21 protein-coding genes are annotated in these 22,776 nt (G+C 61.8%); 5 read left to right on the plus strand and 16 right to left on the minus strand.

Features of this window, described 5'->3' with window-relative positions; translation table 11 throughout:
• The coding region (locus B3446_RS14820) for a GDYXXLXY domain-containing protein (RefSeq protein WP_291382941.1) at nucleotides 1–1,680 on the plus strand (1,680 nt) is incomplete at its 5' end.
• Nucleotides 1,681–1,773: 93 nt separating this feature from the next.
• Here the strand turns inward: B3446_RS14820 and gluQRS are convergent.
• From gluQRS to B3446_RS14840, 4 genes are all read right to left on the minus strand, one after another.
• Entirely contained in the window at nucleotides 1,774–2,652 is an 879-nt protein-coding gene (gene gluQRS, locus B3446_RS14825; RefSeq protein WP_291382942.1) for a tRNA glutamyl-Q(34) synthetase GluQRS, read from the minus strand.
• Between the two features lie 78 nt (nucleotides 2,653–2,730).
• Nucleotides 2,731–3,189 carry a DUF494 family protein gene (locus B3446_RS14830; protein ID WP_056565848.1) on the minus strand — a complete coding sequence of 153 codons (459 nt, stop codon included), beginning with the start codon at nucleotides 3,187–3,189 and terminating at the stop codon, nucleotides 2,731–2,733.
• 239 nt (nucleotides 3,190–3,428) lie between these two features.
• Nucleotides 3,429–5,453, minus strand: a complete 2,025-nt coding sequence (locus B3446_RS14835; protein ID WP_291382944.1) for a TRAP transporter permease — start codon at nucleotides 5,451–5,453, stop codon at nucleotides 3,429–3,431.
• Nucleotides 5,454–5,692: 239 nt separating this feature from the next.
• Nucleotides 5,693–6,652 carry a TAXI family TRAP transporter solute-binding subunit gene (locus B3446_RS14840; protein WP_291382945.1) on the minus strand — a complete coding sequence of 320 codons (960 nt, stop codon included), beginning with the start codon at nucleotides 6,650–6,652 and terminating at the stop codon, nucleotides 5,693–5,695.
• A gap of 263 nt (nucleotides 6,653–6,915) precedes the next feature.
• Here B3446_RS14840 and B3446_RS14845 point away from each other — a divergent pair, with 263 nt between their 5' ends.
• Nucleotides 6,916–8,055, plus strand: a complete 1,140-nt coding sequence (locus B3446_RS14845) for a DSD1 family PLP-dependent enzyme (protein WP_291382946.1) — start codon at nucleotides 6,916–6,918, stop codon at nucleotides 8,053–8,055.
• Between the two features lie 154 nt (nucleotides 8,056–8,209).
• Here B3446_RS14845 and B3446_RS14850 read toward each other — a convergent pair whose 3' ends face one another.
• The 10 genes from B3446_RS14850 to B3446_RS14895 all read right to left on the minus strand — a co-directional run bounded on the left by B3446_RS14850 (nucleotide 8,210) and on the right by B3446_RS14895 (nucleotide 15,255).
• Nucleotides 8,210–8,338 (minus strand): entericidin A/B family lipoprotein, encoded by a 129-nt coding sequence (locus B3446_RS14850; RefSeq protein WP_279971362.1) that lies wholly within the window; start codon nucleotides 8,336–8,338, stop codon nucleotides 8,210–8,212.
• A gap of 55 nt (nucleotides 8,339–8,393) precedes the next feature.
• Entirely contained in the window at nucleotides 8,394–8,576 is a 183-nt protein-coding gene (locus B3446_RS14855) for a CsbD family protein (protein ID WP_108696639.1), read from the minus strand.
• 226 nt (nucleotides 8,577–8,802) lie between these two features.
• Nucleotides 8,803–9,540: an amino acid ABC transporter ATP-binding protein gene (locus tag B3446_RS14860; RefSeq protein WP_291382948.1), complete on the minus strand. Its 738-nt coding sequence runs from the start codon at nucleotides 9,538–9,540 to the stop codon at nucleotides 8,803–8,805.
• Complete coding sequence (locus tag B3446_RS14865; RefSeq protein ID WP_191578344.1) at nucleotides 9,521–10,177, minus strand: amino acid ABC transporter permease; 657 nt, start codon at nucleotides 10,175–10,177, stop codon at nucleotides 9,521–9,523. Before B3446_RS14865 ends, B3446_RS14860 begins: the two co-directional genes overlap by 20 nt.
• On the minus strand, nucleotides 10,174–10,842 hold the full coding sequence (locus B3446_RS14870; RefSeq protein WP_291382950.1) for an amino acid ABC transporter permease: 669 nt from the start codon (nucleotides 10,840–10,842) through the stop codon (nucleotides 10,174–10,176). Before B3446_RS14870 ends, B3446_RS14865 begins: the two co-directional genes overlap by 4 nt.
• A 16-nt stretch (nucleotides 10,843–10,858) precedes the next feature.
• Nucleotides 10,859–11,641, minus strand: a complete 783-nt coding sequence (locus B3446_RS14875) for a transporter substrate-binding domain-containing protein (RefSeq protein WP_191578342.1) — start codon at nucleotides 11,639–11,641, stop codon at nucleotides 10,859–10,861.
• A gap of 290 nt (nucleotides 11,642–11,931) precedes the next feature.
• A complete protein-coding gene (locus B3446_RS14880; protein WP_291382951.1) occupies nucleotides 11,932–12,840 on the minus strand; it encodes a LysR family transcriptional regulator in 909 nt (302 codons plus the stop codon).
• A 131-nt stretch (nucleotides 12,841–12,971) separates the two neighbouring features.
• Entirely contained in the window at nucleotides 12,972–13,235 is a 264-nt protein-coding gene (locus tag B3446_RS14885) for a hypothetical protein (RefSeq protein WP_286896704.1), read from the minus strand.
• 22 nt (nucleotides 13,236–13,257) lie between these two features.
• Complete coding sequence (locus B3446_RS14890) at nucleotides 13,258–14,031, minus strand: SDR family oxidoreductase (RefSeq protein WP_291382954.1); 774 nt, start codon at nucleotides 14,029–14,031, stop codon at nucleotides 13,258–13,260.
• Between the two features lie 258 nt (nucleotides 14,032–14,289).
• The gene (locus B3446_RS14895) at nucleotides 14,290–15,255 is read right to left on the minus strand and encodes a Bug family tripartite tricarboxylate transporter substrate binding protein (RefSeq protein ID WP_291382956.1); all 966 of its coding nucleotides are present in this window, start codon (nucleotides 15,253–15,255) and stop codon (nucleotides 14,290–14,292) included.
• A 228-nt stretch (nucleotides 15,256–15,483) separates the two neighbouring features.
• Here B3446_RS14895 and B3446_RS14900 point away from each other — a divergent pair, with 228 nt between their 5' ends.
• The 3 genes from B3446_RS14900 to B3446_RS14910 all read left to right on the plus strand — a co-directional run bounded on the left by B3446_RS14900 (nucleotide 15,484) and on the right by B3446_RS14910 (nucleotide 17,960).
• Complete coding sequence (locus tag B3446_RS14900) at nucleotides 15,484–16,677, plus strand: acetylornithine transaminase (protein WP_218342422.1); 1,194 nt, start codon at nucleotides 15,484–15,486, stop codon at nucleotides 16,675–16,677.
• A gap of 124 nt (nucleotides 16,678–16,801) precedes the next feature.
• Nucleotides 16,802–17,128, plus strand: a complete 327-nt coding sequence (locus B3446_RS14905; RefSeq protein ID WP_291382957.1) for a hypothetical protein — start codon at nucleotides 16,802–16,804, stop codon at nucleotides 17,126–17,128.
• A 52-nt stretch (nucleotides 17,129–17,180) separates the two neighbouring features.
• A complete protein-coding gene (locus B3446_RS14910; RefSeq protein ID WP_291382959.1) occupies nucleotides 17,181–17,960 on the plus strand; it encodes a class I SAM-dependent DNA methyltransferase in 780 nt (259 codons plus the stop codon).
• Between the two features lie 380 nt (nucleotides 17,961–18,340).
• Here the strand turns inward: B3446_RS14910 and B3446_RS14915 are convergent, their stop codons facing one another.
• On the minus strand, nucleotides 18,341–19,411 hold the full coding sequence (locus B3446_RS14915; protein WP_291382961.1) for a YaaC family protein: 1,071 nt from the start codon (nucleotides 19,409–19,411) through the stop codon (nucleotides 18,341–18,343).
• Between the two features lie 219 nt (nucleotides 19,412–19,630).
• The gene (locus B3446_RS14920) at nucleotides 19,631–22,075 is read right to left on the minus strand and encodes an SIR2 family protein (RefSeq protein ID WP_291382963.1); all 2,445 of its coding nucleotides are present in this window, start codon (nucleotides 22,073–22,075) and stop codon (nucleotides 19,631–19,633) included.
• Between the last annotated feature and the right edge of the window lie 701 nt (nucleotides 22,076–22,776).

The raw sequence follows: 22,776 nt of genomic DNA on the forward strand, positions 1-22,776 counted from the left end.
GCCGAACCCGCCGGCGCATCGGCCGGCAATGCCGTGGACCCCGCCGATTCCAGCGCGCCCGTCGCCCAGTTGGCCCCCGCCGCCGTGCCGCGCGCCGAGCCGCCCTGGTACGTGCAGTGCCTGCTGGGCCTGTCCGCCTGGCTGGCCACCCTGCTCCTGCTGCTGTTCGTCGCGTTCTCCAATCTGATCACCACCGAAGGCGGCGCGCTGGTCGCCGGGCTGGTGCTGTGCGCCACGGGCGTGGCGGTGCTGCGCAGCGATGCCGGTCCATTCTGGCGGCAATGCGGCACGGCGATGGCCTTCACAGGGCAGATCCTCATCATCTTCGGGCTGTCCAGTTCGACCTCGTTCGCCAGCGCCAGCTTCTTCGTGCTGCTGATGGCGGCTGCGGTCTATGCGTTGGGCCCCGACGTAATCCTGCGGTTCCTCAGCGGCCTCTTGATCGCGCTGGCCAGCGCCGCGCTGATCTGGCGCGGCCTGTCGCCCGATCTCATGCAGGAAGACCTGATGGACGCCTGGATCCGTTTCGACGCGACCCGGGCCACCTTCCTGTGGTTGCCCATCGGCGTGATCGGCGCATGGGCCACGGCCGTCATCCTGACCGTCAGCCACCGTGTGGGCGCGCGGCGCGGCCATGCGCTGCAGCCGCTGGCGTGGGCTTTCCTGCTGTCCGTGCAGGGCATGGTCTGGCTGGCGAGCGGCATTTCCGTCATTGAATTGCCCGCCATCTGGCAGTTGGCGCCGCGAACCGCTGTGCTGATCGTCGCGGGCGCCCTGCTCCCCATGGCCGCCGCGCTGGCCGTCCTGTGGCCACGCCGCCGCTTGCTGACGGGGGGCGTCACCTGGGGCGTGCCGATCGGTCTGCTGCTGCTGGCGCTGTTCTGGCTGCCCAGTCCGGGCGTCGGATTCGCCCTGACGTGGCTTTTGCTGGGGTTCGGCCTGAACCAATCGCGCGTCATGATCTTCGGCGCGGCCAGCCTGCTGGCGTACCTGGGTGTCTATTACTACCAGTTGGAACTGCCGCTGCTGCAAAAGGCGTTGTGGCTCAGCGGCGCGGCGCTCCTGCTGTTCGTCCTGCGCGCCGCGGTGTGGCTGGTGCCGCGCCTGATGCGCACGCAGGCGCCCGTGCAGCCACGCCCGATGCCGCCGGTGTCCCCAGCCTTGCGCTGGCGCACTGCGGCCATTCTGGGCGGTCTGGCGCTGGTGCTGGCGGCGGCCAACTTTGGCATCTGGGACCGCGAAAAGCTGCTGGCGTCGGGCAAGGTGGTCATTCTGGAGCTTGCCCCGGTCGATCCGCGTTCGCTCATGCAGGGCGACTACATGGCCCTCAATTTTGCCGCCGGGCGCGAAGTGACGCGCTTGCGGCTGGGCGGCGAACGGGAAGATCTGGACGGCGTAATGGGATATGAACCTGACGGGTACGTGATGCTGACGCCGGACGCGCGCGGCGTGGCGCAGCCCGTGCGCATCCAGCCCGATGTTCATCCGCACGCCGAAACCGAAGTGCCGCTGCGCTATCGCGTGCGCGGCAATGGCGTGCGCATCGTGACCAACGCGTGGTTCTTTCCGGAAGGCGAAGCGGCGCGGTATGAAGTCGCGCGTTTCGGCGAGCTGCGCGTGGCCGACGACGGCGAAGCGTTGCTGGTGCGGATGCTGGGGGCGGATCTGCAGCCGTTGTAAACGGATGCAGCGTCAAGTGTGCAGGGCGTTTCCCGGGGGACGCCGATTTGACCCGGATTCGCGCGGATTCAATCGGTCGCGCAGAGCCGCCGCTCAGCCCGGAAACCGCTCGGCCCAGCGCACCGTCGCGTCTTGCAGGAATGACGCGACATCCGCAGCGGGCAGCGGCGTAAATCCCAGTGCCGCCCACGCGGCCTGCAAGGTCGGCAGCGGCGCACGCGTGTCGATCGCCGGCGCACCATTCTGCTTGGACAGTTTCAAACCGCTGGCGGGGTCCAGAATCAACGGCACGTGCAGGTAGCGCAACGGCGGCAAACCCAACAGGCGCCCCAGCACGCGCTGGCGCGCCGTGGAACTGAGCAGGTCGGCGCCGCGCACCACGTCGGTCACACCCTGCGCGGCATCGTCCACCACCACGGCTAATTGGTACGCCCACAGCCCGTCGGCCCGCCGCAGCGCGAAATCCCCGACCGCCTGAGCCACGTCCTGCTCCTGCGCGCCGAGCCAGCGATCCTCGAAGCGCTCCAGCCCTTCAGGCACGCGCAAGCGCCACGCACGGGCCTCGCGTCCCGCCGGCAGTCCGTGACGGCAGGTGCCGGGATAGGGTCTTTCGCCATCAGCGCCCGGCGCGGTCTGGCCCCGCAGCGCCGAATCGGCGATCTCGCGCCGCGTGCATCCGCAGCCATAGATCAGACCCTGCGCGGCAAGCGCATCAAACGCGGCCTGGTAGGCGTCGTTGCGTTGAGACTGCCATACGATGTCGCCGTCCCAGACAAGCCCCAGCGTCTGCAACTGCCCCATGATGACGTCCGCGGCGCCCGGCACCGTGCGGGGCGTGTCCACGTCTTCGATGCGCAGCAGCCAGCGCCCCCGTTGCGCGCGCGCGTCCAGCCAGCTCGCCAGCGCGGTCGCCAGCGAACCCGCATGCAGCGGTCCGCTGGGACTTGGGGCGAAGCGGCCAACGTAATTCAAGGGAACGTAGACAAGACTTCAGGCCGCACGATCAAGCGCGGGCTGAGGGGTTGGAAAGTGTGGCGCGGGAACGCGTGCTCAATGCAGCAGGCGCCCGCCTTCTTCGTCGAGCAGCTCTTCGAGGACCAGATTGTCGATCTCGGCTTCCTGGCTCCAGAGAACCATGAGGGCAATGATCTTGATCTTGGAGAGCGGCACGGGCGTTTCCGGCGAGGCCAGGCCCCGGTCGATGACGATCTCGCGCAGGGGCGCGGGCAACACGCCGGCCGATTCCAGAAAGGCGATGAAGCCGATGGACTCGGTGCCAAGCTGTTGATATTCGTTATCGGTGTAGATCCGGGTGCCGGACGTGGGCGCCTGGGCCAGGTCAACGCACCGTTCGGTGGTCTCGGCAAGGCCATACAGCCAACCGAGCGCGTCGTCGATGTCCTCGTGCTCGAAACCGGCAGCGGCAAGCCGCTTGGCGAGCACATCGGCAGCAGGACAGGCCTGAGGCGTGTAGTAATTCTCGAACAGATAGACCAGGATATCGAACATATGGCGCAGTTTGTGCCTGTTTGCACAGTCGGCCCGCATATCGGCAGACCAGCAAACATGAATTTTACTTTACGCCGATTTATTTTGCCGGGCAACCGACTAAAAGGCGGGTGTTGTACTACGTCACCTTGCGCGCAAGGACGCCTATTTTGCACCCAAATGCTGACAAAATGGCTGATTCAGCATAAAGGGGCGGTCCCGTGCGGGTCCGCCCCTTTTTTTGCTCTTCGCGTCCTGCGTCACGCCGCCTTGGGCGCGTTCTCCAGTTTCAGGCCCGCCAGCTGACGGATGAAGACCGGGATGCAGATCACCAATCCGATGATGCCGCTGGTCAATCCCGGAATGATGGTCAACAGCGCACCAACGGTGCACAGCCACCGCTCCCAGCTCTTCATGCCGACCAGCATGAAACGCGACAAGGCGGCCGACAGCAACACCAGGCCGATCATGCAACCGAACAGGGTCACGAAGAACTCGTACCAGGTGAATCCTTGCACCGAAATCAGCAGCGACGGTGAGAACACGAAGACAAACGGCACGAGCAGCTTGGTGATGCCCAGCCGGAACGCCGTGTTCCCGGTCTTGAAGGGATCGCTGCCCGCCATGCCCGCCGCCGCGTACGCGGCGAGCGCCACCGGGGGCGTGATGTCCGCCAGGATGCCGAAATAGAACACGAAGAAGTGCGCCGCAATGGGCTGCACGCCCAACTGCACCAGCGTCGGCGCCGCAACCGCCACCATGATGAGGTAGTTGGCGGTCGTGGGCACGCCGCAGCCCATCAGGATGCAGACGATGCCGGTCATCACCAGCGCGGCGATCAGCGTCAGTGACTGCATGTCCGTCAACGCCTCGGGCAGGAAGATCGCCGCGCCCGCCGCCAGCGCCTGCGACGCGGCGATCACGATGTACGAGATCTTGAAGCCCACACCCGTCAGCGTCACCACGCCGATCACTATGCCCACCGTGCCGGCCGCCGCGCCCACCGCCAGCGCGTACTTCGCGCCGGTTTCAAAGGCTTCGTACAGGTCGCGCAACCGCAGCCGCGTATACGGATTGAGGATGCCCACCACGATGCAGCCCGTGATGCCCGCGAAGGCCGCCAGATACGGCGTGCGGCCGCTGGCCAGCATGCCGATCAGCATCGCCAGCGGAATCAGCGTGGGCCAGCGCATCTTGAACGACTGCTTGAGCTTGGGCATTTCCTCGGCGGTCAGCCCGCGCAGGCCTTCACGCTTGGCCTCGAAGTGCACCTGCATGAACATGCCGAAGAAGTACAGGAACGCCGGAAAGATGCCCGCGATCGCAATCTGCTGGTACGGAATGCCCAGGAACTCGATCATCAGGAACGCGGCCGCGCCCATGATGGGCGGTGTGATCTGCCCGCCCGTGCTGCTGGCGGCTTCCACGCCCGCCGCGAAATGGCGCGGATAGCCCACGCGGATCATCGCCGGAATGGTCAGGGAACCCACCGTCACGGCGTTGGCCACCGACGACCCAGAAATCATGCCAAACATCGCTGAGCCAAACACCGACACCTTGGCCGGCCCGCCCGCATAGCGCCCCGCCACCGTCGAGGCCACATCCAGGAACAACTGGCCCAGCCCGATGCGGGTGGCCAGCACGCCAAACAGCACGAAGTGGAACACGTAGGTTGCCACCACGCCCACCGCCACGCCGTACACGCCCTGGCTGGTCAGGTACATGTGATTGACGACCTGCGACCACGTATTGCCCGCGTGCTTGAGCAGACCGGGGAAGTACGGCCCGAACATCGCGTACGCCATGAACACGATCGCGATGATCGGCAGCGGCCAGCCCATCGCGCGCCGCGTGGCTTCCAACAGGCCGATCAGCAGGATCGAGCCCATCAGCACGTCCTGCGGCAGCGGATTGCCCACGCGGAACGCCAGGTCCTCGAAGATGTACGGGATATACAGCACCGACAGGGCCAACGCGATCGCGATGATCCAGTCGTAAAGCGGAATGCCGCCCGGCGCGTACCAGGTCGACTTGGGCTCGCGCTGGTAATGCGACTTGGAAAAGCCGAACACCAGGAAGATCAGGCTCAGCACGAAGGCCAGGTGCACGCCGCGGTGCGTCGCCTCGCGCAGCAGGCCGAAGCCGGCGGTGTAGTAATGAAAGATCGAGAGCGTGACCAGCAGGCCCGAGACGATCCACGTGGCAGTCTTGTCCAGCGGCCGGAAGCGGATTTCCGAATCGTACTTTTCCGCCAGCTTCTGGGTTTTCTCGTGATCGATTTCCATCGCGGTGATTCTCAAGGTGATCCAGCAAGCAGGGCCGCGCAACGGCGGCCCTGCTCAGATGCGGCGCCAAAACAAACGCCGCCACATAAAGACCTACGCGTCCCGCCAACCTCTACAAAGGCAAGCCACACGCAAAAAGAACCGAAGCCGCCCAAGCGGGGCCGCGCGGATCCGGCTCTGCCGGTCCGCCACCGGCGCCCCTGGGGGAAGCGCCGCAGGCGCTCGGGGGGGGGGGCCTACTATTTCAGCAGGCCAATCTCTTTGTAGAACTTCTCGGCGCCTGGGTGGAACGGGATGCCCGCGCCCTTGGTCGCGTTTTCGCGCGTGATCAGCTTGCCCTTGGCGTGGCCGGCGTCCAGCGTCTTGCGCGTGGCGTCGCTATACAGCGCCTTGGTCACGTCGTACACCGTCTGCTCGGGGATCTTGGCGGACGTCACCATCTGCGCATTCACCGAGATGGTTTTGACCTCGGGAAGGTTCTGGTACGTGTTGGCGGCGATGACGTCGGGCGTGAAGAACTCCTGCTTGGCGCGCAGCGCGTCAATTTCAGGGCCCACCAGCGACACCAGTTCGATGTTGCCCGTGGAGGCCAGTTCGGCGATGGCGCCGGCCGGCGCGCCGCCCACGAAGAAGAACGCGTCCAGCCCGCCGTCCTTGAGCTTGTCGCCCGCCTGGTTGGGCTTGAGGTATTCAGCCTTGATGTCCTTGTCCGTCATGCCGTACGCGCCCAGAATCAGCCGCACGTCGACCAGCGTGCCGGAGCCCGGCTCGTCCATCGACACGCGCTTGCCCTTCAGGTCGGCCACGCTCTTGATGCCGGCGCCCTTGCGCGTCACCAAGTGAATGCTTTCCGGATACAGCGTCGAGATCAGCCGCAGATCCTGCGCCTTCGGCTTGCCTTCGAACGTGCCCGTGCCGCTGTAGGCCCAGAACGCCACGTCGGATTGCGTGAAACCTGCTTCGAACGAACCGCCGATGATGCCGTTGATATTGGCAACCGATCCGTTGGACGCGACCGCCGTGGCGATCAGCTTGCCGGGTTGCGAGACCGCATTGCCGATGATGCCGCCGATCGGGTAGTACGTGCCGGCCGTGCCGCCCGTGCCGATGCGGAAGAACTGCTGGGCCTGTGCGGAGCCCGTGGCGCCGACAGCGGCGACCGCGACGGTCAGGGCGGTGATCCAGTGCTTGAGTTTCATGCGAGCTTCTCCGTGTCGTAATGACAGATCTGTCGGGTGACGTGGTTCGTCTTGTCATCGCCGGCGCGGCGTGCTGCGCGCCGGAAATGGGCCTCCCCTCGGGGGCCGTTTTCATGATGAAATTCTGTCATGTCGCCCACTGGTAGCCAATGGTTACGGGGCTATCGTTTACCTGGGGGTGCATCGCCCATTTGGTTATGGGTGGTCCCGCTTTGGTTATGCGTGCGTTATCGCTCATGCAGTCAGACTACGGAGTCATCAGGATGTCCCAGGAAGTCATACGCGGCATTGCGCTGCCCCCGCCCGCACAGCCGGGCGATCCCTTGGCCCGCGTCGATACGCCCAGCCTCGTGCTGGACCTGACGCCCTTCGAGGCCAACCTGCGCGCAATGCAGGCCTGGGCCGACCGCCACGACGTCGCGCTGCGGCCGCACGCCAAGGCGCACAAGTGTCCGCAGATCGCGCTGCGCCAGCTTGAACTTGGCGCGCGCGGCATCTGCTGCCAGAAGGTCAGCGAAGCCCTGCCTTTTGTGGCCGCCGGCGTGCAGGACATCCACATCAGCAACGAAGTCGTCGGTCCCGCCAAGCTGGCGTTGCTGGGACAGCTTGCGCGCGTGGCAAAGGTCAGCGTGTGCGTGGACAACGCGCACAACCTGGCGCAGGTATCGCAAGCGATGGTGCAGACGGGCGCGCAGATCGACGTGCTGGTGGAAGTGGACGTCGGCCAGGGCCGTTGCGGTGTGTCTGATGATGCCCTCGTGCTGGCGCTGGCGCAGCAGGCGCGCGACCTGCCGGGCGTGAACTTCGCCGGTTTACAGGCTTATCACGGGTCGGTGCAGCACTACCGCACGCGCGAGGAGCGCGCCGAGGTCTGCCGCCAAGCGGCGCGCATTGCCGCGTCGTATGCGCAACTGCTTCGCGAAAGCGGGATCGCGTGCGACACCATCACGGGCGGCGGCACCGGCAGTGCCGAGTTCGATGCGGCCAGCGGCGTCTACACCGAATTGCAGGCCGGTTCCTACGCCTTCATGGACGGCGACTACGGCGCCAACGAATGGGACGGCCCGCTGTCCTTCCAGAACAGCCTGTTCGTGCTGGCCACCGTCATGAGCAAGCCGGCGCCCGACCGCGTGATCCTGGATGCGGGGCTGAAGTCCACTACCGCAGAATGCGGCCCGCCCGCCATCTTTGGCGAACCGGGCCTGACCTACACCGCCATCAACGACGAACACGGCGTCGTGCGCGTGGAAGCGGGGGCGCAGGCGCCCGACCTGGGCGCGGTGCTGCGACTGGTGCCCTCGCACGTCGATCCCACGTTCAACCTCCATGACGGGCTGGTGGTTGTGCGAAATGGCGTGGTGGAAGATATCTGGGAAATCTCGGCGCGCGGCTTTTCGCGCTGAGTCAGGGGGCGCTGCGGGCGGACTGGCAAGTGAAGTTGCCGAGCGACCGCTTGCTCGCCCTGTCCTGCATCGCCGCTTAACCTGCCCGGCGCAGAAACGAAAAAAGGCCGGCGCGCCGTCAACGCGCCGACCCTTTGATGCAGGCAGCCAGCGTTTACTTGGCCTGGTTCTGGATCTTCTCCCCGCCACGTTCGATATCCTTGCCGGCACCTTCCATCGTGTTGCAGCCGGCGGTCACGGCGGAGATCGCAAGCAGCATCGCAAGCCAAATACGGTTGGTCATTTTCTTCTCCTTCGGGCGTTCGTTGGACGTTGCGGGTGCCACTTGGCAGCCGCGATTACTTGTCCAGCAAGTCCCGTGCCTGATCCTTGGCCTCGCCTACATTACGCTGCACTTTGCCTTCGGTTTTTTCCACTTTGCCCTCGGCCTCGGTGCGGGTGCTGCCTGTCACTTTGCCAGCCGTTTCCTTGATTGCGCCCTTCACTTCCTTGGCGGCGCCCTTGATGCGGTCCTTGTCCATGTCATCGCTCCTCAGGTCTCAGGTGGGGTGAAACCGCGCCGGGGAAACCCGAAGTCCGGCAGCGGACAAGTCCAATATAGGAACCGTGCCGCACCCGCGATAGAGCTATAAGCACCAGGACAGGTGGTGCATTTTTACTTGCCGGAGGCGGCGGGCGACGCACGGCCGCGCCGGCACGAAGTCACGCCATCAAACGGGGACAGGGTGAACAAGGTCCCGGTTTCGATCAGGCCGCCAGGTTCGTCATACCCAGAAACTGCCGCAATTCGGGCGTGGCCGGCGTGGTGAAAAGCGCCTCGGGCGGGCCGATCTCGTGCACGCGGCCCTGGTGCATGAACACCACGCGATCGCAGACCTCGCGCGCGAACCGCATCTCGTGCGTCACCATCAACAGCGTCATACCGTCGGCCGCCAGTTCCCGCACGACCGCCAGCACTTCATTGACCAGCTCCGGATCCAGCGCCGACGTAATCTCGTCGCACAAGAGGGCCAGCGGCTGCATCGCCAGCGCGCGTGCGATCGCCACGCGCTGCTGCTGCCCGCCCGACAGCTCGTCCGGCCACGCGTCGAACTTGTGCGCCAGGCCCACGCGAGTCAGCATGGCGCGCGCCATGTCCGCGGCCTCAAGCTCGGGGACGCGCTTGGCCACCATGGGCGACAACATCACGTTGCGCCCAACGGTCAGGTGCGGGAACAGATTAAACTGCTGAAAGATCATGCCTACCTTCAGCCGCAGCGCCCGCAGCCGCAGCTCGTCGTCGCCCAGCTGCGCATCGGCCACCATGATCGCGCCGCCGTCGATTTGCTCCAGCCCGTTGATGCATCGCAGCAGCGTGCTCTTGCCCGAGCCGCTCTTGCCGATAATGGCAATCACCTCGCCGGGCTCGACGCGCAGCGTCACGCCTTTCAGCACTTCGTTGTCGCCAAACCGCTTGCGGACGTCTTCAAGGGCGATGAGGGGCATGCAACTTCCTTTCCAGCCGAAGGCTGAGGCGCGACAGGGGCCAGCACAGCGCGAAATAAATCAGCGCGGCGCAGGCATAGACGGTGAATGGGCTGAAGGTGGCGTTGGTGATCACCGTGGCCGCCTTCGACAGTTCGGTGAACCCGATGATGGATGTCAGCGCCGTGCTCTTGACGATCTGCACCGCAAAGCCGACGGTGGGCGCCACCGCAATGCGCAGCGCCTGCGGCAGCACCACGTAGCGCATCTGCTGCACGTATCCCAGCGCCAGGCTGGCCGACGCTTCCCACTGTCCCTTCGGCACGGCCTCCACGCAGCCGCGCCAGATCTCCGCTAGAAACGCGCCCGACCACAACGTCAGCGCCGCGCCCGCGGCCAGCCACGGCGGCACCTCCACGCCGATCAGCGACAGCCCGAAGAACGCCAGAAACAACTGCATCAGCAGCGGCGTGCCCTGGAAAAGTTCGATATACGCCCAGCTGATGCGCCGCATCGCGGCCACACGCGACGTGCGCATCATGAGCGCCAGCACGCCCATCAGCGCGCCGCCCACAAAGGCCGCCAGCGACAGCACAATCGTCCAGCGCGCCGCCAGCAGCAGGTTGCGCACGATGTCCCAGGTGGAAAATTCGATCATCTTGCCGCCTTGCGGAACAACCGCCGCCCGGTCATGCGCAGGATCTGCCGCAGCAGCAGGGCCAGCGCCAGATAGATGCCTGTCGTCACGAGGTACACCTCGAACGCCCGAAAATTGCGCGACTGGATGAAGTTCGCCGCAAACGTCAGGTCCTCGGCCGCGATCTGCGAACACACCGCCGACCCCAGCATCACGATCACGATCTGCGACGACAGCGCCGGCCAGATGCGCATCAGCGCGGGCTTGAGCACCACGTGCCGAAACACCTGCAGGCGCGACAGCGCCAGGCTGGCGCCCGCCTCGTACTGCCCGCGCGGCGTGGCGTCGATGCCGGCGCGGATGATCTCGGTGCTATAGGCGCCCAGGTTCAGCGCCATCGCCAGACACGCCGCCTGCATCTCGCCAAGCTGGATGCCCAGCGACGGCAGGCCGAAGAACACAAAAAAGAGCTGAATCAGAAACGGCGTGTTCCGGATCAGCTCGACATACGCGGTGACCGGCGCGCGCAGCCACTTTGGCCCCTGCGTGCGCACCCAGGCGCCCGCGATGCCGATCGCCACGCCCGCCACCGCGCCGAACGCAATCAGTTCGATCGTCACGCCGATGCCTTTGAGCAGCACCGGCGTGTACTCGAACACCGAGGCGAAGTCGTACTCGTAAGCCATGACGGCCCCGATCCGTCTACAGATCCTTGGGCAGCGCGGCGCCCAGCCATTTCTGCGAGATCGCCGACAACGAGCCGTCCTGCTTGGCGGCCGCCAGGATGTCGTTCACGCGGGCGCGCAGCTTCGGTTCGTCCTTGTTCAGGCCGATGTAGCACGGCGAGTTCTTGATCAGGAATTTCGTCTCGGGCTTCTTGGGCGGATTGCGCGCCAGGATGGCCGCGGCCACCACGTTGCCCGTTGCGATCATCGGCACCTGTCCCGACAGAAAGGCGGTGATCGTGCCGTTGTTGTCTTCATACCGCTTGACCGTGGCGGACGCGGGCGCAATCTTGGTCAGCTCGATGTCTTCCACCGCGCCACGCGTCACGCCAATGGTCTTGCCGGCCAGATCTGCGGCGGACGACACCTTCAGGTCCGCCGGGCCAAACACGCCGTTGAAAAACGGCGCGTACGCTTCAGAAAAGTCGATAGCCTTCTCGCGCTCGGCATTCTTGCCCATGCTGGAGATCACCAGGTCCACCTTCTTCGTCTGCAAATAGGGCACGCGGTTCGCGCTGGTGACCGGCACCAGTTCCAGCTTCACGCCCAGCTGCTTGGCGATGAGTTGCGCGGTGTCGATGTCATAGCCCAGCGGCTTCATGTCCGATCCCACCGACCCAAACGGCGGAAAGTCCTGCGGCACGGCGATCTTGATGACGCCCGCCTTGACGATATCGTCCAGCGCGTCGGCGTGCGACACAGGGGCGGCCAGCAGCGTGGCGGCGGCGCAAAGGGACAGCAACAGGGATCTGCGTTTCATGAGGAACTCTCCAGGGCCCGCACTGCCCGGGTGGGTCAATGCGTTGCACACCAAGTCGGTATACAAACGCATTCAATGCAAGTTCCATGCCATGTCTCATGTACTGGGAGCGACGCGGGGATGGTGCATCCCGCGCCCCGCCATGGTGCGGCCGATGCGCCGCGAGCGCGCATGCCGGCACTGCTTTGGACCGTGCGGACCGCCGGGGGCGGGCGTTGAACCAGACGACCGGATGCGGACGTCGAGATGTGGGCGTCGACGGGCCGGCGCCGAGGGTCAGGCGTCGAGGGTCAGGAGTCAATATATGGCGCCATCACACCCGCAAACCACTCATGAAAAACAGCCAGCCGCCGCGACCGCTGGCGGCGGTGGGGATACAGCAGCGACACCGGCATGGACGCTGCACGCGCGGTGGGCATGACTTCGACCAATTCGCCCGCATCCAGCAGATGCTGCACGTCGAACCGGGGAATCTGGATCAGACCCAGCCCGGCCAGGCAGCAGGCGATATAGCTTTCTGCGTTGTTCACCACCACCCGGCTGCGGACCGGGTCCTGGCGCACGCTGCCATCGGCTGATGGCGACTCCCAGGGCAGCTCCCGTCCCGTCGTGGGCGACGCATACCCCACGGCCCAATGCCCGTCCGCCAGATCATCCGGCCGCGTAGGTTCGCCGTGTTCGCGCAGGTAGGCCGGACTGGCGCAATTGATGAGCGAAATGCTGCCCAGCGGCCGCACCACCAGGCTGCTGTCGTGCAGCGTGCCGATGCGCACCGCGCAGTCCACGCCTTCCTGCACCAGATCGATGGCTCGGTCGGTTGAACTTAGAACAACCTGCAGGCGCGGGTGCCGGCGGAGCAAGCCGGGCAATTGCGGCGCGATCAGCCGTCTCGCCACGCGGCTCGGCACATCGATGCTGAGCTTGCCGGACACTTGGCGATCGCTCGCCTGAAACAGTTGGTCGATGTCTTCGACCTCGGCCAGCAGCGGCAGCACGCGCTCCAGCAGTTGCTCGCCGTCCGCCGTCAGCCGCACCTGCCGCGTCGTGCGATGCAGCAGGCGCACGCCAAGTTGGGTTTCAAGTTGTTGGATGGCGGCGGACACGGACGCCCGGGGCGCATCCAGCGCGTGGGCCGCCTTGATGAAGCTGCCCATCTCGGCAACCTGCGCAAACACGCGGTACTGGTCGAATCGGTCCATGAGCGGCCTGTGGCGATGCGGGGGGACGGGGCAACGGGAAAGCGCGCGACATCCCGTTGACCGGGCGCGCGCGCAGGGCATGAAAAGCATAGCCGCAATTGGGGGGCTGATCGGGATCCGATCCGGCCGCGTCAGCCGCTACGCCAGATCGCCACCGCAGCCAGCGCCGCCGGCACCAGAAACACGATCGCCAGAATCGGCAATTCCTCGCGCACGGTGTATCCGGCATGGGTCACGCCCACCCACATGTTCACCAGCGACACTACCAGCCAGACGGGGATGAACGCCTTGGCCGCCACCGCCAGCGCCGCCGCATCGCCGCCCCACAGCTTGCCGAAGAGCAGAAACACGCCCAACAGCACCGCGCCGCCTCCGATCACCATTGCCATATGCATGCCGCGCTCCCTGGTCTGACGCCTACTTGGTCGTGTAGCCGCCGTTGATAAGGATGGTCTGCCCCGTGATCCACCAGCCGTCGCTCACCAGATGGCGGATGAACGGCACCACGTCCTCGATATCCGTCAGCCCCGTCTTGCTGAACGGCGACAGCGCCGCCGCGGTCTTGTGATACGCCACGGCATCGTCGCCCTCGGCCGGATAGAAGAACGGCGTATCCATCGGCCCCGGCCCCACCGCCGTCACCGAAATCCCCCGCGCCCCAAACTCCTTGGCCGCCGCACGCGTGTAATGCTCCACCGGCGCCTTCGTGCCCGCATAGGCCGCATAGAACGGCGTGAAGGCGCCCAGCAGCGACGTCACCAGCGTGCACACCTTGCCGTTGTCATTCACGTGCCGGCCCGCCTCGCGCAGAAAGAAAAACGCCGTCTTGGAATTTACCGCCGTCATCTCGTCGTACTCGGCTTCGCTGATCTCGGTAAAGGGCTTCTTGAGCACCTTGCCCACCGTATTGATCGCAATGTCGGGCCTGCCCACCGCCGCCACCGCATCGGCAAACAGCTTCTCCATTGCCGCCGCCGTCGTCAGGTCACCCTGCAACGCCACCGCTTGGGCGCCCGCCGCCTGCACCGCCGCCACGGTCGCCTCGGCTTCGGCCTTCGACGCTGCGCTGTTGTAATGGATCGCCACCGCGCGGGCGCCCTGCTCGGCCAGGTCGCGCGCAATCAGCCCGCCCAGATTCTTCGCCCCGCCCGCGATGATCGCGACCTTGCCCTTGATCGAATGGTCCGCCATGGAAAATCTCCTTCAGGTTTCGATGAAGCTACGAGCTTAGGCAGGCGCCCGCGCCCGATAAACCACCTGAAGCTGGATGGATCATCCAGAAAAACCACCCAATCGCGATTTGCGGTGCGAAGGTCGAGAAGGTGTCTGACACCCGGCAAGATGCCGCCGGCCTCCCGAAGAACGCCGAACTCAGACCCCAAGCCCATCAACAAAAAAGCCGCCCCTGATTCAGGGACGGCTTCCAGCGACATCAATCCAGTAACGCGCTCAATCCACCTGCGCGCCCGACTGCTTCACCGCCTTGCCCCACTTATCCACTTCCGAAGCAATAAACGACGCCGTCGCTTCAGGTGTCAACGGCATCGGCTCCGCGCCACGATCCCGGAAGAACTTCTGCATCTCCGGCGTATTCAACACCTGCCCGATCTGCTTGCTAAGCGCATTGGTAATCTCCGCAGGCGTGTCCTTCGGCGCCAACACCGCCGCCCAGCCAATCGCCTCAAACCCCGGATAACCCGATTCCGCCACCGTCGGCACATTCGGCAACTGCGGCAACCGCTTCGCCGTCGTCACCGCCAGCGCCACCGCCTTCTTGCTCTGCACATGCGGCAACCCCGCCGTCACCGAGTCCACCATCAGCGGCACCTGATGCCCCAGAAAATCCGCCTGCGCCGGACCACTGCCCTTGTACGGAATATGGCGAATATCAATATCCGCCGCCGCCTTGAACATCTCGGCCGACAAATGCTGCGTGCCGCCAATCCCCGCGCTGGCATACGCCAGCTCACCCGGATTCGCACGCGCCTGCGTCACCAGCTGCTGCAGCGACGTAATGCCCGACGCCGGCGTCGCCAGGAACATCAGCGGCACCGAGAACACCCCCGACACCGGCGCAAAATCCTTGGTCAGGCTGTAATTGATGGTCTTGTACAGCGTCTGGTTCACCGCCGCCGCGCTACCCGCAATCACCAGCGTGTAACCATCCGGCGCCGCGCGCGTGGCCTGCTCCATCCCGATATTGCTGCCTGCACCCGCGCGATTCTCCACCACGATCGGCTGCTTGACCGCCGCGCCCAGCTTCTCGGCCAGCGCGCGCGCAAAGATGTCGGTCGCCTGCCCCGGCGGGAACGGCACGATCAGGCGGATGGGACGGTCGGGATATTCCGCGTGGGCGGGCGTCATGGCGGCGGCCAACGCCAGGCCGGCGGCAAGACTGGAAAGAATACGTTTCATGATTGGTCAGTAAAAAGCGACGGCGGACGGCGCGCGAGGGGCGCATCGCCTGCATAAAATAGAGTGCCCGCGCTGGCAGCCCTTGTGAGGCCGGCCCGGGGCAGATCGGAGGGGTAGCGTCACGATAGCATCCCCCCGTCGGTGCTACATTTGCCTTTTCGCGCGTCCCCCGGGGAAGTTCCCCGAAATTTCCCTCATCCCCTGTCCTTACATCCCGCAGGAACCGCCATGGAATTCAGCCAGTTCAACGTCGACACCCTCATGGAGATCACCTCCCGCCCGGACCTCGTGTTCGTCAGCGGCAAGGGATCCTGGCTGGAGGATCACGCGGGCAAGCGATACCTGGACTTCGTGCAGGGCTGGGCAGTGAACACCCTGGGCCACTCCGCGCCCGAAATGCAGCGCGCGCTGGTCGAACAGTCGCAAAAGCTGATGAACCCGTCGCCGGCGTTCTACAACATCCCCTCGATCGAGCTGGCTCAGCGCCTGACCGGCGCGTCCGACTTTGACCGCGTCTTCTTCGCCAACAGCGGCGGCGAAGCCAACGAAGGCGCCATCAAGCTCGCGCGCAAGTGGGGCCAGGTCAAGAAGAACGGCGCCTACAAAATCATCACCATGAACCACGGCTTCCACGGCCGCACCCTGGCCACCATGTCCGCATCGGGCAAGCCGGGCTGGGACAAGATGTTCGCCCCGCAGGTCGAAGGCTTCCCCAAGGCCGAACTGAACGACCTGGAATCCGTGCGCAAGCTGATCGACGACAAGACCGTCGCCATCATGCTGGAACCCGTCCAAGGCGAAGGCGGCGTGCTGCCCGCCACCAAGGAATTCATGCAAGGCCTGCGCAAGCTGGCCGATGAGAACCAGCTGCTGCTCATCGTCGACGAAGTCCAGACCGGCATGGGCCGCACCGGCAAGATGTTCGCCTACCAGCACTTTGACGTCGTCCCCGACATCATGACGCTGGCCAAGGGCATCGGCGGCGGCGTGCCGCTGGCCGCCCTGCTGGCCCGTCAGGAAGTCAGCGTGTTCCAGCACGGCGACCAAGGCGGCACCTACAACGGCAACCCCCTGACCACCGCCGTCGGCGTCGCCGTCTTCGACGCGCTGGTCGCGCCGGGCTTCATGGACGCGGTCAATGCCCGCGCCAAGCAACTGTCCGAAGGCCTGCTGGCCATCTCGGCCAAGTACGGCATGAAGGGCGAACGCGGCATGGGTCTGCTGCGCGCGCTGGTGATGGATCGTGATGATGGTCCGGCGATTGTCGAGGCTGCGCGCAATCAGGCGCCGGAAGGTCTGCTGCTGAATGCGCCGCGTCCGAATTTGCTGCGCTTCATGCCTGCGCTGAATGTGACGGCTGAGGAAGTGGATTCGATGCTGAAGCAACTGGATGCGCTGATTGCTCAGGTGCGTAAGGCTTGATGAGGGTTAGAGGGTTGTGAATGCAGGGGCCGCGATTATGCGGCCCTTGTTTTTTTTGGATTGATTGAATCGCGGTTGGGGTTGGGTATGCGGCCGCGGGTTGGGGCACGGTTAAGGGAATCGAATGGACGCGAAGGAATTTGTCGGCAACTGGAATGCGCTGCGGGGTGAGCTGTTGGAGACGTTTATGGCGGCGGATGGCGGGAGTGCCGTCGCGGCCAAGGTGCGGGGATTGGGGTTGTCGCCGGAACAGCTTGAGGGTGTGCGTGGTGTTCTGGATCTGGCGCTGCGGGACACGATGTATTCGCTGCTGCTGGGGTTGGATGGGGCGGCGAGTATCGGGGATAGCCAGGAGCAGTTCACCATCGCGGGTGAGGATGGGGTGGTGATTGAGGATATTGAGTCGGAGGCTTGGGAGTGCTTCCATGGGGATGCGGGCGTCTGCGGGTGATTCGCTCGCCAAGGGGCTGGGTTTTGCTGGGTGCCGTTACGGGAGTTTGAAGATGTCCAAGTCGCCTGCTGATGACGTGGTGTCGATCTATCGAGAGCATGCCGACGCGTTTGTGCGGCTGCGGGGGAATGGGCTGATCGAGCGCGCGTGGCTGGATGCGTTTCTGGCGCTGCTGCCGGGGGCGAGTCCGCGGGTGCTGGATATTGGGTGTGGGTTTGGGGTGCCGATTGCTCAGTATCTGATTGAGCGTGGCTGCCGGATTACGGGTGTGGATACGTCGGTGCCGTTATTGAATCGGGCGAAGGCGGCGTTTCCTGAGCATCAATGGGTTGCTGGGGATATGCGCAAGATGCCGGTTGCGGGGCCGTTTGATGGGTTGATCGCTTGGCATAGCTTTTTTCATTTGTCGCCTGAGGATCAGCGGGGGATGTTTGGGGAGTTTGGGCGGTTGGCTGCGCCGGGGGCGGTGTTGATGTTTACCAGCGGGCCGGGGTTGGGTGAGGCGATTGGGGAGTTTGAAGGGAGGCCGCTGTATCACGGGAGTTTGGAGGGGACGGAGTATCGGGAGTTGTTGGCGGGGAATGGGTTTGAGGTGGTGCGGCATGTGGTGGAGGATGCCGGGTGTGGGGGGGCGACGGTGTGGGTGGCGAGACGGGTTGGGGATAAGGCGTGGCTTGCTAGCAACGTAGCGAGGTCTGGATCGGGATCACCCGGGGCGCGAATCAGAAGCGGACGAATTGAGCGGGTAGCGCTGTTACGTCGTCTGATATTTGGCCTACAGAACTCATCAATAAGGGTGGGTCGCCACAGTGAACCGACGCATACCGGCTAAGTGCAGTAGGCCCTCCACGTTTTCGCACGCTGAAATTACGGAAGGTTCTGCTGCACTACCGGATGCCGGGATTTCGACGCGCCTACGCACCATTTATCCGCCCTGATCCTTGGCCTCGCAGACTAAGACTGATGCTGGCGAAGTCGAACGTTGGGACGAATCGTGGCTTTAACTTCGGGCGAAATGCCCTGACTCGGCGGACTAGGCGGTGGTGCATGGGATGCCTTGGAGATCATGTCCTCTGGTGTATACGATCTTTCATTGTCGATCGGCTATCGGCCAAAGGCGGGCTGTAAAAGACCGCAACTACTTAGGCCGTCCAATTTGGCCAAACGTATAAAAGAGAAGTCCCCTCCTCGAATTCAGATGCAGCGATGAATTCAGACAGATGAGAAAGGGATAACGCATTCCTTTTTTGTAATGATGGAGACGATTTGGTAAAGGAATTGGCGCGGAGTAAGACTTACAAATTCACTAACCAGCGGACGCAAGCTTCCCTGAAGAAGAGATTTCACCTCAAGTGGGCGATACCGCGCAGCGCTACCGAGGTAAAACATGACTAACATGGCGTAGCCTAAATGAGGAAGCTCGCCAGGGCGAAGGTCCACATAATACCGATATCCATGAGAAGTCAGGATTGGCACAATATCAAACTTCCGATACTCGGAATGGATGTTCCGATATATACGATGAATATTCTCCCTGGTGTAGGCTTTCCGCCTTGCGGCGCGATATACGATCTTGCCGGATCGGGGGAAGCCCTCTCTAAAGTACTTCTCTCGCGAACCAGTTAAGAAACGCCTCGTTTCGACCTTGGCCTCATGCTCCTTGTCATAGATGATTTCCGTGAAAAGACGATCGCGAGCCGCGCTTACTTGAAACTCGACGCTAACAGGCAGGAGTTTCCGCTTGCGGATGTGGCCCAACCCAGTGTAGATACCATGGACCTCTGGGATATGAGATAGCGCGTGTTGGAAGTCGATTTCGGCAGCGCGTTGCACTGGCTTGCCTAGCAGTTCGCAAAAATGGGCGAAGACGTTGATCGCGTCTCTCATGGGTGGTCTTGCCTCCACTTTCAACGTCTTTCCAATGGGCAGGATCAATCCATGATGCTCGGGTTTGGTCTCTAGAGGTACACCGTTCAAGCAGAGAAATACTTTCACCAGATCCAGCATGCCATAGTAAAGCAATGTGCCCTTGGCAGGTAAAGGCACATTCTCTGCAGCGCGGTAGAAGTCCTCAGCCAACGATGCAAAGTATAGCGCCCGCTCAATTTTTTGACGGTTGGAACCTCGGCTCTTGTCCAGGCGCCCCTGAAGGTTTGAACTGAGGAATGACCATGGATCACTGGTGAGAATTTGCTGTTCGCCGGCGTCAAGATCCACGAAGCTGAAACGAAGCTTATTGTACTGGTATAACGCCAGATCGCATTTTTCAGGTGGGCGAGGCATCGTTTTATATTCTCGAATTCAAGAAATTGCAGCGAATTTTTGTGCGTTCATTGAGGGGCAGAGCCCTTTATAAATTCGAACATGAAGAATGACCGCTTTTATCGGTCAGGAATTACGGCCGAGCGCCACAAACAATCGCTTGGGATCCCCGCCCTCTACAGTCGGAGGCACGATGTAAATCCTATGCCACACTCCTATTCGTGGAATTCCCGGAATGGTTCACTCATCTACTAATCCGTCTGTATCACTCTCGGTAACGGATATCTCTTGAGCGGAAAGCCGACGCTCATATCGAATAACCATTCTAGTAATGTCTGGATCGCCCAGTCGGCTTTCCGCTTTACGCAGCACACTCATAGCCTCATCAAAAATTCTGTGAGAACCAGTAAGTTTAAACGCATGCACTCCCACTTCACAGTAAGCACCTAACACATGCTTGTTCCCGTCATATCGTTCAGCGGAAGTGGCGGCTAGTTCTCGAGCTTGTTCGAGAATTACATTTCTGTCGCCGAGTTGTAATCCCTTTGTTTCGGTTGCCCTCGCGAGTAGAAGCAGAATCTTATACCGATCAATTGGCGCCTCGCGCCGAAAATCTTTCTGATAAATCCGAATTTCGGTCTCCGCCTTCTCAAACTCTCCGAGCGCAATGAGATTGCGAATCAGGCGATGGCGAGGAACGCGCTCACCTGGTGCGATCGACATCATTCTTCGCAGGAGATTGTTTTGCACATTTTTGTCGGAAATTCTCGGGAGACCTGTCTCAATATTGCAAAGCTCCCGTATTGTTCGAACTTCAATGTCGTAGGTTGGCGAAATATTGTCTATGACCCTAGAGAAAAGTTCGATCTGTTGCTCGAGTTCGTAGAACTTGTAGCGCGCTATGATCGCGGCTATTACGTCGTGTCGGACCTTCCATCCATATATCCCTTCTTTGACATTGATTTCGTACTCTGAAACGATTCCAACTAAACCGGACAGAATTGAAGGAATCGCATCGGCAGATATGCCAAGAAGCCTTATCACAAGCTGACGGTGGACTCGAATTCCTGCACTCTCCATCGCAGCGACGTAACGATAGACATCACTGTAATTGGTATCAAGATCGCTGAATTCGCGAAGGATGATGTCGTCAAATTTTTCCGATGCAAAAACGTTCTTTAGGCAAACGAACATGTCCGCCTCGCACCTTTGAACCAAACGTCGCCGACGTTCAGCACGCGAAAATCCGCTAAACCCGGTCTCTACCAATTGTTGTAGTTCCGAATTGGTGTTAACCAGATGCAGCAAGCGGTCTATTTCATTGTTATTGAGCCTAGAAAGGTTGAACTCGAGGCCAAATTTGTAGATGTGTGGCGTCTTAATGCGTGGCGCCCAGTGATTTCGCGCTGCGGCGCACACGACGTGTAGGTTCTTGAGGCCATTTGCGACAAGTTCGTCTATAAGATTGTTCAGTTCGTAAAGATGGTTGTGAGCATCATCTACGAATATCGCTCCTTTTTTTCCGTTCGCCGCTAAGCGTTTCGCGACTTGGACCCATTGATTGCTTTGTAGTGGAAAGTCTGCCTTATGTTCCCACGCAAAGTACCCGCGCCCCTTGAGGCGCAACATAACTTGTCGAGCTGCTGTCGTCTTACCTACTCCGCTAGCGCCCAGCAGGCAGGCAATTCCGCCTCCCTCATCAATGAACTTAACTACATCATCAACGCATGATCGGTCGAACGTTAGGCCGCCGGCGATGTCAGGATAACGAGCTGGCCAACCATTAAAGATCCCGCTCGCGTTGGGGTGTCCAGTATCAACCTCATCACCGACGTCCAGTGTGAGAGGGCGAAGCGATTGAAAGGTATCCAAAGGGCTACCGGTGTCTCGGTAGACGGTTACCGTGGCAGGCGCCTTGGCGTCCATTTCAGACATGAACGTGTCTAAGCTTCCAAACGCCACGCGCAGTCCGCGTTGCTCGTAAAGCAAGGCGCGATTGTCGTTCTTCTCGTAAAGCAAAAAGAATATTCTTCCGCCCGCTCCGACTTTCTGGTTGGTAGCTATTACTTTTTCTGCTAAGTCTCGAAGATGTGCGTCGTTTAGTGACTGCCCGATCACGACCACCTGAGACCCAGGATTCATATCGGCTTTCAACCTGGTGTAAAGCGCCTCTCGATACTCTGCGGTGGCGTCATAGTCCATCTGCGTCAAGATCATGTTGAACACCATTCCGTCCACCGAATCCTTACTGATGGTGCCGTGAATCTTGAAATACTTGGTGGCGATAGGGTCGGGCTGTACCTTAAAGTCGAAATCTGAAGCGAACACCTGGAGCGATCTTTCTGCTCTGCGGTAGGCGTCCTCGACTAGTTCATCATAGTTGGTGGTGTAGATTGATTTCCATTCGTGCCGAGGCAGGTTCAGAAGTGACCCCTTCGCCTTAAGGCCTTTGAACAATTTACGCAAAAGCGTTATTAGGTCGCTGCGATTGCGTTTCATCTCCGCCACAGCAGCGATCTCCGCGAGGCTTAACCCGTCAGGTTCGATATTGAACTCTTTACTGATCTCATGGATCAAGTCTGTTACGCTCGGCGCACCAGATGGCATGGACGCACCAGCGCCAAATAATAGGACCGTATTACTTGGTGTCAACTGCTCGACAAGTTCGCGAAGCTCGATTGGCATCGTTATATCCTGAAGGTGTGACCCGCTGTATTGGATAGGTCTAGATGGTGTGGATGGTAAAGGCCCTGTGATTTAGTCTTAGCATCTGGCGTGAGTATAAAAATTGGCCAGGAGAAAAATTTTTGCGCTAGGTTGCGAAAAGGCAGATGGAGTCGACCGATATTGCACTAAATAATGGGTCGGCTACGGTCTAGTGCGGGTCGCCTACCAGCTTTCGACGAGCTCGTCGTGCCCAATGCTGAAATGCTCGTTGTTTCCTGCAGTAGTCTGTTCATGTCGTCCTCACAATATTTCACTAACGGCAGTCCCATTTAAGGGCGAAATGTTCCAGGGGGGAAATCTTCATCTCTGGCGGCATTTTCACTTCTGCGCGAGTTATATGGCGAGATCCCTGACAGCTTCGATGTAATCTCGCAAGGCGAGATAAAAGCCTTTTGTATTGGTCCAGGCTTCATTGGCGCGCTATCGAAGGCGCCGTCACGGCGTGGGAAGGCGAAAGTTATGTGTCAACTTGCACGCGTCGGCAGACAAAGATATTTTTGACTGTCACTTTCTGTGTGCCTATCCTCGTCTAACGTGAATTAATTAAGGTTGGATTTGACCAAAAGGCGGCAATCCGGCGTAGTGGTCTGGAACGTAAGCTTTAGCGTGAATGCAACTATTCAGCTCGCGGAGTCAAGTTCCGACAATAGCGAAAAACT

It is taken from the genome of Achromobacter sp. UBA5777, assembly GCF_002418565.1.
GTDB lineage: Bacteria > Pseudomonadota > Gammaproteobacteria > Burkholderiales > Burkholderiaceae_B > Achromobacter > Achromobacter animicus.

Coding starts and splice junctions, on each gene's coding strand:
- B3446_RS14830 (WP_056565848.1), bottom strand. CDS start 3,189: ATGTTCGATATCCTGGTCTATCTGTTCGAGAATTACTACACGCCTCAG.
- B3446_RS14835 (WP_291382944.1), bottom strand. CDS start 5,453: ATGGAAATCGATCACGAGAAAACCCAGAAGCTGGCGGAAAAGTACGAT.
- B3446_RS14840 (WP_291382945.1), bottom strand. CDS start 6,652: ATGAAACTCAAGCACTGGATCACCGCCCTGACCGTCGCGGTCGCCGCT.
- B3446_RS14845 (WP_291382946.1), top strand. CDS start 6,916: ATGTCCCAGGAAGTCATACGCGGCATTGCGCTGCCCCCGCCCGCACAG.
- B3446_RS14850 (WP_279971362.1), bottom strand. CDS start 8,338: ATGACCAACCGTATTTGGCTTGCGATGCTGCTTGCGATCTCCGCCGTG.
- B3446_RS14855 (WP_108696639.1), bottom strand. CDS start 8,576: ATGGACAAGGACCGCATCAAGGGCGCCGCCAAGGAAGTGAAGGGCGCA.
- B3446_RS14860 (WP_291382948.1), bottom strand. CDS start 9,540: ATGCCCCTCATCGCCCTTGAAGACGTCCGCAAGCGGTTTGGCGACAAC.
- B3446_RS14865 (WP_191578344.1), bottom strand. CDS start 10,177: ATGATCGAATTTTCCACCTGGGACATCGTGCGCAACCTGCTGCTGGCG.
- B3446_RS14870 (WP_291382950.1), bottom strand. CDS start 10,842: ATGGCTTACGAGTACGACTTCGCCTCGGTGTTCGAGTACACGCCGGTG.
- B3446_RS14875 (WP_191578342.1), bottom strand. CDS start 11,641: ATGAAACGCAGATCCCTGTTGCTGTCCCTTTGCGCCGCCGCCACGCTG.
- B3446_RS14880 (WP_291382951.1), bottom strand. CDS start 12,840: ATGGACCGATTCGACCAGTACCGCGTGTTTGCGCAGGTTGCCGAGATG.
- B3446_RS14885 (WP_286896704.1), bottom strand. CDS start 13,235: ATGCATATGGCAATGGTGATCGGAGGCGGCGCGGTGCTGTTGGGCGTG.
- B3446_RS14890 (WP_291382954.1), bottom strand. CDS start 14,031: ATGGCGGACCATTCGATCAAGGGCAAGGTCGCGATCATCGCGGGCGGG.
- B3446_RS14895 (WP_291382956.1), bottom strand. CDS start 15,255: ATGAAACGTATTCTTTCCAGTCTTGCCGCCGGCCTGGCGTTGGCCGCC.
- B3446_RS14900 (WP_218342422.1), top strand. CDS start 15,484: ATGGAATTCAGCCAGTTCAACGTCGACACCCTCATGGAGATCACCTCC.
- B3446_RS14905 (WP_291382957.1), top strand. CDS start 16,802: ATGGACGCGAAGGAATTTGTCGGCAACTGGAATGCGCTGCGGGGTGAG.
- B3446_RS14910 (WP_291382959.1), top strand. CDS start 17,181: ATGTCCAAGTCGCCTGCTGATGACGTGGTGTCGATCTATCGAGAGCAT.
- B3446_RS14915 (WP_291382961.1), bottom strand. CDS start 19,411: ATGCCTCGCCCACCTGAAAAATGCGATCTGGCGTTATACCAGTACAAT.
- B3446_RS14920 (WP_291382963.1), bottom strand. CDS start 22,075: ATGCCAATCGAGCTTCGCGAACTTGTCGAGCAGTTGACACCAAGTAAT.